Source organism: Pseudomonas parasichuanensis (assembly GCF_021601385.1).
Taxonomy (GTDB): domain Bacteria; phylum Pseudomonadota; class Gammaproteobacteria; order Pseudomonadales; family Pseudomonadaceae; genus Aquipseudomonas; species Aquipseudomonas parasichuanensis.
Window position 1 is genome coordinate 239,357 of record NZ_BQHO01000002.1, and the last position, 12,224, is coordinate 251,580.

Annotated in this window: 10 protein-coding genes; 2 read left to right on the plus strand and 8 right to left on the minus strand. The window is 65.3% G+C overall.

The annotated features are described in order from the left end of the window. Positions 1 to 3: 3 nt before the first annotated feature. From L6D77_RS02730 to radA, 7 genes are all read right to left on the minus strand, one after another. Positions 4 to 1,350, minus strand: coding sequence for an HlyD family type I secretion periplasmic adaptor subunit (locus L6D77_RS02730; protein ID WP_232881904.1), 1,347 nt, complete (start codon positions 1,348 to 1,350; stop codon positions 4 to 6). A gap of 4 nt (positions 1,351 to 1,354) precedes the next feature. Continuing rightward, the gene (locus L6D77_RS02735; RefSeq protein WP_232881902.1) at positions 1,355 to 3,118 is read right to left on the minus strand and encodes a type I secretion system permease/ATPase; all 1,764 of its coding nucleotides are present in this window, start codon (positions 3,116 to 3,118) and stop codon (positions 1,355 to 1,357) included. Positions 3,119 to 3,287: 169 nt separating this feature from the next. Next, positions 3,288 to 3,902 carry a heme acquisition protein HasA gene (locus tag L6D77_RS02740; RefSeq protein ID WP_232881900.1) on the minus strand — a complete coding sequence of 205 codons (615 nt, stop codon included), beginning with the start codon at positions 3,900 to 3,902 and terminating at the stop codon, positions 3,288 to 3,290. An 81-nt stretch (positions 3,903 to 3,983) separates the two neighbouring features. Beyond that, positions 3,984 to 6,647 carry a TonB-dependent receptor gene (locus L6D77_RS02745; RefSeq protein WP_232882127.1) on the minus strand — a complete coding sequence of 888 codons (2,664 nt, stop codon included), beginning with the start codon at positions 6,645 to 6,647 and terminating at the stop codon, positions 3,984 to 3,986. 198 nt (positions 6,648 to 6,845) lie between these two features. After that, a complete protein-coding gene (locus tag L6D77_RS02750) occupies positions 6,846 to 7,844 on the minus strand; it encodes a FecR family protein (protein WP_232881898.1) in 999 nt (332 codons plus the stop codon). A 68-nt stretch (positions 7,845 to 7,912) separates the two neighbouring features. Next, entirely contained in the window at positions 7,913 to 8,416 is a 504-nt protein-coding gene (locus L6D77_RS02755) for an RNA polymerase sigma factor (RefSeq protein ID WP_232881897.1), read from the minus strand. A 71-nt stretch (positions 8,417 to 8,487) separates the two neighbouring features. Beyond that, positions 8,488 to 9,855 (minus strand): DNA repair protein RadA, encoded by a 1,368-nt coding sequence (gene radA / locus L6D77_RS02760; protein ID WP_232881894.1) that lies wholly within the window; start codon positions 9,853 to 9,855, stop codon positions 8,488 to 8,490. A gap of 178 nt (positions 9,856 to 10,033) precedes the next feature. Between radA and mscL the strand changes: the two genes are divergently transcribed. Next, complete coding sequence (gene mscL / locus L6D77_RS02765; RefSeq protein WP_232881881.1) at positions 10,034 to 10,444, plus strand: large-conductance mechanosensitive channel protein MscL; 411 nt, start codon at positions 10,034 to 10,036, stop codon at positions 10,442 to 10,444. Between the two features lie 81 nt (positions 10,445 to 10,525). Here mscL and L6D77_RS02770 read toward each other — a convergent pair whose 3' ends face one another. Then, positions 10,526 to 11,302 carry a ferredoxin--NADP reductase gene (locus L6D77_RS02770; protein WP_232881879.1) on the minus strand — a complete coding sequence of 259 codons (777 nt, stop codon included), beginning with the start codon at positions 11,300 to 11,302 and terminating at the stop codon, positions 10,526 to 10,528. A 211-nt stretch (positions 11,303 to 11,513) separates the two neighbouring features. Between L6D77_RS02770 and L6D77_RS02775 the strand changes: the two genes are divergently transcribed. Further along, a complete protein-coding gene (locus L6D77_RS02775) occupies positions 11,514 to 12,215 on the plus strand; it encodes an autoinducer binding domain-containing protein (protein ID WP_232881877.1) in 702 nt (233 codons plus the stop codon). The last annotated feature ends 9 nt before the right edge of the window (positions 12,216 to 12,224 follow it).

The window sequence follows — 12,224 nt, forward strand, 5'->3', positions numbered from 1 at the left end:
GCATCACTCCTCCGCCAGGGCGACATGCACCCGGTCGGCCAACGGTTTGAACAGGTAGTTGAGCAGCGAACGCTCACCGGTGCGCACGAAGGCCTCCACCGGCATGCCCGGGCGAATGTCCAGCCCCGCCAACTGCTGCAGGCCCTGCTCGCTGACCTTGATGCGCACCTGGTAGTAGGGGTGCTGGGTCTTTTCATCGACCAGCCGATCGGCCGACACCAGGCTCACTTCCCCCTCCACCCTGGGCGTGGTGCTCTGGTTGAAGGCGGCGAACATCAGCTCCACCGGCAGCCCCGGGCGCAGGCGGTCGACCATCTCCACCGGGGCCCGGGCATCGACCAGCAGCGGCGCACCGGCCGGCACGATTTCCATCAACTGCTGACCACGGGCGATCACCCCGCCATTGGTGAACACACTCAACCCCACCACCGTGCCGGCCACCGGGGCGCGCACCTGGGTGTGGGCCAGCTCGAACTCGGCGCTGCGCAGGCGATTGCCCAGGTCCTCGGCGCTGGCTTGCAGTTCGGCCAACTGCTGACGCACCTCGTTCTGGAACTCCTGCTGGCGCTGGCCGATGCGCAGCTTGAGCTCCAGCACCTGGCGCCGGGTACGGCCGATCGAGCCCAGGTCCTCGGCGATCGAGCCGTTGACCTGGGCCAGCAGCCGTTCATTGTCGAGCAGCCGGTTACGGGGGATGTAGCCATCCCGGGCCAGGTCGCGCAGGCCACGCAGTTGCTCGTCGAGGGCCTCGCGCTGGGCCTGCTTGCTGGCCAGCGAACCCTGCAAGCCCTGCAACGACGCTTCGGCGCCGGCGATGCCTTCGCGCATGCCACCAAGCTCCATGTCCAATGCGCGGGCACGGCTGCCCCGCAGCTGGCGTTGCCCCTCCAGGGCCGCCGCCACCCACGGCGTGCCGGCCTCGGCCTGCAGATCCTCGGGGAACGCCAGGCCCTGCGCACCGTCACGCTCGGCCAGCAACCGCGCCTCACCGGCGCGGGCGTTGACGTACTGCACCCGCAGCGAACCGACCTGGGCCTGGGCCTGGGTCGGGTCCATGCGCAGCAGCACCTGGCCGGCGCTGACCGGTTCGCCATCGCGCACCAGCAGTTGCTCGATCACCCCGCCGGTGGGGTGTTGCACCGCCTGCTTGCTGCCGGCCACCACCACGTTGCCGGTCACCGGCACGCCTTTGTCCAGCGGCGCCAGCGCAGCCCACAGCAGGAAGCCGCCAAAGCCGGCCAGCACCAGCCAGCGCCCCACCCGAGCGGGGCGATGTTCGCTGAGGCTGAGCACGTTGTCGGGGTCGGCGGGCACATCGGTCTTGCGGTTGAAAACGGCATGTACGGTCATGAAGTCAGGCTCTTGGCTGGCCGAAGCTGGCGCTCAGGCCAAAGGGCGGGCGTGTGGCGGGGGCGGCGGCGACCGGCGCCGGGCGGGCAGCGCGTTGCAGGTCCTGCAGCACGCGGGCGGTCGGCCCGTAGGCTTGCAGCTGGCCGTTCTGCAACATCAGCAGATTGTCCAGGCCCGCCAGCAACGACGACTTGTGGGTGATCAGGATCAACGTGCGCTTGTGCGCTCGCAGCTTGCCGACGGCCTCGAGCAGCGCCTGCTCACCGGCCTCATCGAGGTTCGAGTTGGGCTCGTCGAGCACGATCAACGCCGGCAACCCGTACAGCGCGCGGGCCAGGCCAATGCGCTGGCGCTGGCCACCGGACAGCCCGCTGCCGCCCTCGCCCAGCACCGTGTCATAGGCAGCCGGCAGCTTGAGGATCATCTCGTGAACACCGGCCATCTGCGCGGCGGCCACCACCTGCTGGGCGTCCACCGGGCCCAGGCGGGCGATATTGTCGGCAATGCTGCCGGCGAACAGCTGCACATCCTGCGGCAGGTAGCCAATGTGCCGGCCCAGCGCCTGGCGCTCCCACACCCGCAGGTCGGCACCGTCCAGACGCACCTTGCCGGTAGACGGCGTGGCAGCACCCACCAACAAACGGGACAGGGTCGACTTGCCCGACCCCGACGGGCCGATGATGCCCAGCGACTCGCCGGCGGCCAGGTCGAAGCCCAGGTTGTTCAGACAAGGCCGGTTGCTGCCCGGCTGCAGCGTGCCTACTTGCTCCACCGTTAGCCTGCCCTGCGGCGCCGGCAGGGGCATGCCCGCCGGGCGTGGCGGTTGCGTGCGCAACAGCTCGCTCAGGCGCAGGTAGGCCTGGCGGGCACCGCTCCATTGGCGCCAGGCGCCGATCAACTGGTCGATCGGCGCCAGCACCCGGGCCATGAGGATGGAGCCGGCGATCATCATGCCGGGGGTGATCAACTGCTCGATCGCAAGCCAGGCGCCCAGCCCCAGCACCAGCGACTGCAAGGCCAGGCGCACGGTCTTGGACACCGCGCTGACGGCCGCGGTGCGCTCGCTGCCCAGGTTCTGTCGGGCCAGGAAACCATGGTGCAGGCGCGCCCAGCGCTGGCGCACCGCGCCCAGCATGCCCATGGCTTCGATCACCTCGGCATTGCGCAGGTTGGCGCTGGCCTCGAGGCCAGCCTGCTGGGACAGCTCGCCCGCTTCGGCGAACGGGGCCTTGGTCAGGCGTTCGTTGACCCAGGCCAGCACTGTCAGCAACACCGCGCCTACCAGCGCCATCAGGCCCAGCCACGGGCTGAACATGAAAATCACCAGCAGGTACACCGGGAACCAGGGTGCGTCGAAGAAGGCGTACAGCGCCTGGCCGGTGGCGAACTGGCGCAGGCTGGTCAGGTCGGCGAGCATCTGCCCGGCCGCGCCCTTGTGCCCCGCCAGGCTGGCCGCATGGGCGGCGTCGAACACCCGCGGGTTGAGGCCCATGTCCATCCGCGTGCCCAGGCGCACCACCACCTGGCTGCGCAGCCACTCCAGCACGCCCATGAAGGCGAACAGCCCCAGCACCAGCAGGCTGAGCATGAGCAGCGTCATCTCGTTGCGCGACGACAGGACCCGGTCATACACCTGCAGCATGTACAGCGCCGGCGCCAGCATCAGCAGGTTGATCACCGCCGTGAACAGGGCGACGTTGGCGAGGCCGGCACGGCAGGCCTTGAGCGCCTGCAGCACTTCGTTGGCCGCGGCGGGAGCGGTTCGCATTCGTTGGAAACCTCACAGGGTGCGCCGACCGGCGATTGCTTTGTGCCCGTCGACGCCACAGAATTCGCACCACCGCAGCCTGGGCCCGGCAAAGACACGGGCTGCGGGGTAAATGCATCAGATCAGCGAATGGCGGGGTGACCTTCCATTCGCTTTTTCATGCCTGCGCTCAGGCCGCCAGGGCCAGGTCTTCCGGCAGCGCCTGCACGCCAACGGCTTCGGCCGAGGCCGCGACCGGGCCAGCCGCCAGGGCGGTGTTGATCTGGGCGAAGGTGTTGTTGGTAGACACGCCGTAGTCGGCCAGCAGGTTGTCCAGCACGGTTTCCAGGCCGGCGGTCTTGCCCTGCATCAGGTTGTAGATCACGTTGTGCACGTCGTTGCCTGCACGGCCGGCACCTTGGGCGGCGTTCAGGTCCAGGCCGTCGAAGCTCACGGCCAGCGACTGCACGCTGTAGTTGCCGCTGGCATCACGCAGCAGGGTGTTGCCGAGGGTCACGGTGTCCAGTTCGCCGTACAGGTAGTGGTTCTGGTTGTCGCCGGCCGGCAGCGACGAGTTCCAGACATAGTGCAGGCCGGTCGGGGTATCGCTTTCGGCGATCACGGCGAAGTTCGAACCGTTGGTGCCACGAATGGCGTACTGGCTGCCATCGGTGCCGCCCTCGTTGAAGCCGCCGGTGTTGCTGGCGTTGTGCGCGGCGGTCTTGAAACCGGTGGCCCAGGCCGAGAGGTACTGGTCAACGGTGTAGTTGGCAAAAGAAGCCGCGTAGGTAACGGACAGAGTCATTGCATTTCCTCGTTGCGTTGCAGTTGAGAGCGAAGGCGTTAAACGCCTTCGTGTTGCCCGACAGTGGGCGAACCTGGTGAATCAGAAACGGTACTCGAGCATGCCGGAGAGGGTCCGGCCACGGGCCAGGGACAGGTTGTTGGCATCGCCCATGGCCACGAAGTAGGCCTCGTCGGTGACGTTTTCCAACGACAGGGCGATGTTCAGCTGCGGGGTTGCCCAGTAGCTGGCATACAGGTCGTAAACTTTGTATTCCGGCCAGCGGGCCTTCTCCAGGTTGCCGTAGCCCTGGCTGTTGAGGTGCTCGCCCCGGCCCGCGCTGTAGCGCAGGCGGGCGCCGACATCGAGGGTGTTGTCGAAAAAACGCAGGCCGGTGGTCAACGCGCCACGGTCGGACGGCATGTAGGCGGCATTGCCCATGATCTCGCCACAGCTGACCTGGTCATTGATCGCCTGGCCTTCGCTGAAGTTGTAGGCCGGCAGGGTCACCGGGAGCGGGAAGCCACCGAAGTCGATCACCGTGTCTATCATGCCGGCGTCGTTGCGCTGCACACCGCCGCCCATGTACAGCTGCTTGGAGCAGAACTCGTTGCTGCCAATCATGTGGGTGTAGCTGAGCTGGGTGTAGAAACGGCCGTTGTCGTAGTCGAGCGAGTACTCCACACCACGGAAGTTGGTGCCTTCGAGGTTGTTGGTGTAGGCGCTGTTGCCCAGCGACAGCCCGGTGATATCGGTGCCGGGCAGGTCAACGCTGTAGTCGAGGTACGAGAAGTTCTCGATGCGCGTATCGAAATACGCCACCTTCACGCCGAGGCGGTCACCGTCGCGAAACAGCGACTCCTTGAAGATGTTGAAACCGGCCTCCCAGTTGTGCGACTGCTCGGGCTTGAGGAATGGGTTGGGGTACACCAGTTCGTTGCCACCCCCGTGCGGTTTGCCGCTCATGAACGCCTCGGTCACCGCGGGTGGGCGCCAGCCGCGGCCCCAGCGGGTGTAGAGCTGCAACCAGTCCAGCCCCGGTTTGACGCCGATGCCGAAGGTCGGCGAGAAGCGCCCCTCCTCACGCTCGACGTCATAGGCAAACTCGGTGCGTTCACGCGGCACGTCCACACCGGTGACGCCGACCGGGTAGGCCCAGGTGGTGAACCCGGTCTTGCCGGTCAGGCGGTAGCGGTCGTAACGCAGGCCGGCGTCCAGGGTCAGCCAGCCGTCATGTTCGAACGACAGGTTGCCGAACAGGCTGCCCATGGCTCGCTTGCCTTCCGGGTCGGCACCGGCAATGAAGGGGTTGTCCCGTTCACTCGGCGCGGGGATGCGCTCGCTGCTCGGCTTGAAGGTATCCAGGAACAGTTCGGTGCCGTAGTTGAAGCTCAGCAGGTTGCTCTGGCCGAAATAGAAGCGCGAGGTGTTCTGCGCCTGCAGGCCCCAGGTGTCGGTCTGGAAGTGATCGTTGTAGTCGGCGTAGAAGTTGCCGCTGCCGACGCTGGCCGTGTTGCTGTTGTTCCAGCGGTCCTGGCGGGTGGTGACGAAATACAGCTTGGCCTTGAAGTCGATCAGGTCGTTGTCCGGCGAGTAGCTGTAGTCGAGCCCGACGTTCTTCGCGTTGATGTCGCTGCTGGCGGTGCGCCGGTAATAGAACGAATTGAGGTCGGAGGCCAGCCAGGTCCAGGCGTCCTTGCTGTCGGTGTCGGTTTCCATGTAGCTCAGTTGCAGGCGCTGGTCTTCGGGCAGGTTCAGGCCCACCTTGATCAGGTTCGAGCGGGTCACCGTGCCCATGTCGCCGACTTCGGACTCGATCCAGTTGTCCCAGGCCCGCGGGAACAACTTGCGCAGGCGCATCTCGGTGCCCAGGTTGTCCTTGTTGTTGGTGCCGGCGCGGTAGTTGCCGAAGTGCCGCTCGCTCATGCCCAGCAGCAGGTCGCCCACGTCGTTGCCGAAGGCGAAGACGCCACTGCCGTTGAAATAGGTGCCGTTGCCCAGCTCACCGATACCGTGCCCGGCCCGAATCCGGCCACCCATCTCCTTGCCCGGGCCGAGGAACTCGGCGGCTTGCAGGGTGTTGAAGCTGGCGATGCCGCCGAGCACACCCGCGCCGCCCATGCCGGACTGGCTGCCCTTCTCGATCTCGACGTTGCTGACGAACTCCGGGTCGATGTACATCGTGCCGTTGCGTTGCTGGTGGCCGTTGACACTGAAATTCTGGCGCATGCCGTCGATGTTCATGTTGACCCGGCCGTAGTCCTGCACGCCGCGAATGTTCACCGACAGGCCAGGGTCGCGCTGGTTGACCGCGGTGTACACCCCGGCGGTCTGCTCGAGCATGTCGGCGGCGTGGCGCGGCGGGCGCTTGTCGATCTGATCACGGGTGATCACGCTGGCCGAACGTGGCGCCTGGTACACCCAGTCACCGTCACGGCTGGACTCGACCTGGGTGACGCCCAGTTCCATGGCCACACCGGACTCTTCCAGTCGCTCCAGGCCCACCTGGCCGGCAGCGCTGAAGTGGTAGCGCACCGGCATGTTGCGCAGCAGCAGGCGCAGGCCTTCTTCCACGCTGTAGCCACCGCGCAGCCCTTCGCTGTACAGGCCGACCAGCTTGCGGCTGTCGTAGAACACCTGCACGCCGGACTGTTCGGCATAGGCCAGCACGGCGCTGTCCAGGGGCTGGGCGGGAATGTCGAACTGCACCAGGCTGCGGCTTGTGCTGTTCGGCGACGTGGCGGCCTGGGCCAGACCGATCCCCATCGGCAGGCTCAAGGCGCCGATGGCCAGGCTGCCGGCCAGGGCGATGCGGCTCAGGGGCCGACGTGGTGGTAGGGGTTGCGTGCTCACTGCGCGTCTCGTCTTCTGTTGGCGATTTCTAGTAATGAAAATCAATCTCAACAATCAGACGTGCGGCACAGGAAAACTCAGTAACGCGAATTGAAAGTTTTTTTCAGCGGCTCAATAGATCAGCGTCAAACCCGGCAACTGCAGGCGTTCGGCCTTGAGTTCGGCAGTGAGCACATCGGCTGCCGCCTCGAGGTTGTCGAGGCGAAACACGCCACTGACCTGACGCTGCGCCAGGGCCGAGTCGACCACCAGCAGGCGCCCGTCACGGTAGCGATTGAGCCGCTCGACCACCTCGGCCAGCGGCTGGCGCTCGAACACCAGCACCCCACGCTGCCAGTCGGTGGCCCGTTGCAGGTCGCGCCCTGGCCACAGCCGGACGCCATGGGCCTGGTCGTAGCGCAGCGCCTGGCCCTGCTGCAACAGCTGGCTGGTCAGGCCTTGTGCCGGCGCTGCTTGCAGCTTCACTTCGACACTGTGTTCGAGCATGCCGACCCAACCGCCCTCGCCCGCCATGCCGACCACGAACCGCGTGCCCAGGGCCTGCGTGCTGGCACCGGCATAATCGACCACGAACGGCCGCGGTTCGGCGGCCGTGACCGGTGCTGCGCTGAACACCGCATCGCCAGCCAGCAAACGCACCCGCCGCTGCTGGCCATCGAAAGCCAGCTGCAAGGCGCTGCGGCTGTCGAGATCGACCAGGCTGCCATCGGGCAAGGTCACCCGACGCACCTCGCCAGCGCCGGTGACATAGTCCGCGCGCCAGTCCAGCAGCAGGCCGGGCCCCTGCTCGAGGCCAAGGATCGCCAGCAGCACCAGCGCGCTACAGGCCACGGCCCGCCGTACCCGCGAAACCCTGCGCCGACCAGGCGTGCGCAAACTGCGAGCTGGCGGCGGCGCGCGGCGCGGCGCGGCAGCGGGTGCAAGGCCCGCCAGCTGCCCCAGGTCGCTCCAGGTTGCCTGCGCGAAGGCGAAGGCCTGGGCGTGGCGCGGGTCACTCGCGCACCACTGCTCCAGCGCCTGCTGCTGCACACTGCTCAGGGGGCCGGCGCCTTGCAGCACCACCCACTCGGCGGCCTGCTCGCGGATGGCTTGCTCGTTCTGGCTGCTCACACGGTTCTCTCGCGATCTGGTTATGTCTGGGCTGACGTCTGAAGCGGCGTTTGTCAGTAAACCGTTGGTCATTCGGCTTCCTGCAGGCACTGCATCACATAGGCCAGGGCCTTGGCCAGATGCTTCTGCACGGAGCTGTCGGAAATACCCAGGTGACGCGCGACTTCGGCGTGGGTCATGCCCTCCAGGCGATTGAGGCGAAACACCTGCCGGGTACGTTCGGGCAACGCCTCGAGGATCGCCTGCAAGCGGCGCAGGTGCTGGATGCGGGCCGCCTGCTCGTCGAGCCCGGGGCCGTCCTCGATGATGCCTTCCAGCGCTTCGTGGGGGACCAGATCGGTCTTGCGCCGCTGCTGCTGGCGCACATGATCGACCATCAGGTTATGGGCCGTTCGGTACAGGTAGGCCTGGGCATTGTCGATGCGGTCGGCCTGCTGCTGCTCGGCCAGGCGCAGGAAACTGTCCTGCACCAGGTCGGCGGCCAGCTGCGGGTCGCGCACCTTGCGCGAAAGCATGGCCTGCAGGTTTTTCGCGTGCTTGAGGAACAGCCGCTTGAGGTCGAACTCCGCCACACGCACTCCATACGATGGTCGCAAGGTGGCGGCATGCTACTAGCTATTGAGAATCACTTGCAAGAAGACGACTACTCGAACAAGGCATCCAAGGCCTGTTCCAGACGGGTCACGGCAATCACCTCAAGCCCCGGCGGCGCCTCTTTTGGCGCATTGCCCTTGGGCACGATGGCGCGCTTGAAGCCATGCTTGGCGGCTTCTTTGAGGCGCTCCTGGCCGCTGGGTACCGGGCGAACCTCGCCAGACAGGCCGATCTCGCCGAACACCAGCAGGCCGTGGGTCAGCGGCCGGTTGCGCAGGCTCGACATCACCGCCGCCAGCAACGCCAGGTCAGAGGCGGTCTCCAGCACCTTGACCCCGCCGACCACGTTGAGGAACACGTCCTGGTCATGGGTGGGGATGCTGCCGTGACGGTGCAGTACCGCCAACAGCATGGCCAGCCGGTTCTGGTCCAGGCCCAGGGTCACTCGCCGTGGGTTGGCCAGGTGGCTGTCGTCGACCAGTGCCTGCACCTCCACCAACATCGGCCGCGTACCTTCCCAGGTGGCCATCACCACACTGCCGGGCACCTCGTCCTGGGTGCGGTTGAGGAAGATTGCCGAAGGGTTGGAGACTTCCTTCAGACCGCGATCGGTCATGCCGAACACGCCCAGCTCGTTGACGGCGCCGAAGCGGTTCTTCACCGCCCGCAGCAGGCGCAGGCGCCCGTCCGACTCGCCCTCGAAATACAGCACGGTGTCGACCATGTGCTCCAGCACACGCGGGCCGGCCAGCGAACCTTCCTTGGTAACGTGGCCGACCAGGAAGATCGCCGTGCCGCTCTGCTTGGCATAGCGCACCAGCAGCGCCGCGCTTTCGCGCACCTGGGCCACGCCGCCCGGCGCCGATTGCAGCTGTTCGGTGAAGATGGTCTGGATCGAGTCGATCACCATCACCCGCGGCTTTTCCTGGCGGGCCGTGGCGATGATCGCCTCGATGCAGGTTTCGGTCATCACCTTGAGCTGGTCCTGGGGCAGGCCCAGGCGCCGCGAACGCATGGCCACCTGCTGCTGCGACTCTTCGCCGGTGACGTACAACGCCGGCATCTGCGTGGCGATGTTGCACAGGGTTTGCAGCAGGATGGTCGATTTGCCGATGCCCGGGTCGCCACCGATCAACACCACTGAACCATCGACCAAGCCGCCGCCGAGTACGCGGTCAAGCTCGGTGCTGCTGGTGGTGAAGCGCGGGATCTCTTCGACGCTGACCTCGGCGAGGGTCTTGATCTGCGCCTGCTGCCCGGCCCAGCCGGCACGGCCGCTGGGGGCCGCCGCGCCACCGCTTTCGATCATGGTCTCGACCAGGGTGTTCCAGGCACCGCACTCGCCGCACTGGCCGGCCCATTTGGGGAAGGTCGCGCCACATTCGGTGCAGCCATACAAACGCTTGGCCTTGGCCATGGGCACAGTCTCCTGGAAAAAACCGCCATGATAGCCGAAGCCGGACGTGTCCCGAACGCGTCGAAAGGCGACAAAACTATTCGTTCTAACCGCAGTCAGTAGCCCTGATTGCCACGCATGAAGCGTTTTAGTGGCTTACACTGCGTCTACCTCACCATTTGTTACAAGGAAATCGAACATGGGCATGCTCAGTGAGTTCAAGGCCTTCGCCGTCAAAGGAAATGTCGTGGACATGGCCGTCGGTATCATCATCGGCGCCGCCTTCGGCAAGATTGTCTCGTCGTTCGTCGGCGACGTGATCATGCCCCCCATCGGCCTGCTGATCGGCGGCGTGGACTTCAGTGACCTGGCCATTACCCTCAAGGCTGCCGAGGGTGACGTACCGGCCGTGATGCTGGCCTACGGCAAGTTCATCCAGACCATCCTCGACTTCATCATCGTCGCTTTCGCCATCTTCATGGGCGTGAAGGCGATCAACCGCCTCAAGCGCGAAGAGGCCGTGGCGCCGAGCGCACCACCGGTACCGAGCGCCGAAGAGACGCTGCTGACCGAGATCCGCGACCTGCTCAAGGCCCAAAATCAGAAATAGAACTGCAAGCTGCAAGCTGCAAGCGGTGTGGGCCAACACGCGCTGCACTCCCACTTGAAGCTTGCAGCTTGAATCTCGCAGCTACCAATAGTTCTCCACCGCGACCTGGCCGGGCCGCTTGCTCAGGCTCAATTGCAAGTCACGCGCTTTGAGCACCTTGCGCGTCTCATCGATCATGTCCGGGTTGCCGCACAGCATGATCCGCGAATGCTCGGTGGACAGTTCCAACCCGGCCGCCCGCTCGAGCTCGCCGTTCTCGATCAGCGTGGTGATCCGCGCATTCAACGCCCCCGGGTGCGTCTCTCGGGTCACCACCGGAATGAACTGCAACTTGCCGGCGAACTCGGCCAGGTAGTCGCGTTGCTCAAGCCCGGCGATCTCCTCCACATAGGCCAGCTCCTTCGCCTCGCGCACCGAGTACACCAGCTTGATGTTGTCGAAACGCTCCCAGGCCTCGAAGTCCTGCAGGATCGACATGAACGGTGCGATCCCGGTGCCGGTGGCCAGCAGCCACAGGTCACGGCCCCCGATGAAGCGGTCGAGGGTCAGGTAGCCGAACGCCTGGCGGTCGATCAGCAAGGTGTCGCCCGCGCCCAGCCGGCTGAGCTCGCTGGTGAACTCACCACCGGGCACCACGATGGAAAAGAAGTCGAGGAATTCGTCGTGCGGGGCGCTGACCATCGAGTAGGCGCGCCACACCACGCTGCCATCGGCCTTGGTCACGCCCAGGCGAGCGAACTGCCCGGAGCGGAAGCGAAAGCCCGGGTCACGGCTGACCCGCAGGCTGAACAGGTTCGGCGTCAGGGGCTGAACATCGAGCAGGGTCTGGCGGGTGAACTTGTCGGCGCTGGCGGTCATGACGGGCTCCATAAATCAGATGCGCCAAGTGTCTCGCAAAGCGCCGGGGATAAACACCACCGGTTTGTAGGGCATCGCTTCTGGCTGACAAAAAGTTGCGCAAGAAGCGTGACAGCTATAGCAAAAAAACCCAGCACGGAACGAGGACTTTTCCTACACTTGGCCCGTGCAGTCCGGTCATTGGATCCATCGGATTTCAGGAGCTCCATCAATGTCACTGTGGCACAGCGAACAGCTTCAGCAGTTGCTGGGGGAGCACGACCCCGACAGATTGTTCCTCCACGCGGTCGAGATGGTGCAGGCACTCGGTTTGGAGTTCGTCGGCCTGTCGACCCACATGCATTTCGCAGGTAAAGCCCCCGAAGTGTGTTTCCGGAGCAACTATCCGGACGAATGGCACCAGACTTACGTACAGCAGTTCATTGCCAGCGATCCGGCTTCCTGCGAATGCCGCAAGACCACCCTGCCGCTGTTGTGGAGCGACGAGCTGTTCAAAGAGATGCCCCAGTTGCGCGAGGCGGCCTGCGGCCATGGCCTGCGCCATGGCTGGACGCAATCGTTGTTCGATCAACTGCACAACGAAAGCCAGCTGCACGTCGCCCGACGAGTCGGCGAGATTCGCCCAGACGAACTCTATGAGAACGGCGCACACATCATGTGGCTGTGCCAGGTGCTTCATGCCGCCGTGAGCGAACAGCACATGGCCAGCGAGGGGCACTACCCGCCACTGAGCAAACGTGAACTGGAAGTCATGAAGTGGTCATCCGAAGGCAAGATAGCCGAGGATGTCGCCAAGATCCTTTCGCTATCCACCAGCACGGTAAACTTTCACATCCGCAGCGTCATCGCCAAGACCAACAGCAGCAACAAAGTGGCAGCCATCGTCAATGTCTTCCGCCAAGGCCTGCTGTAACCCCCCTCG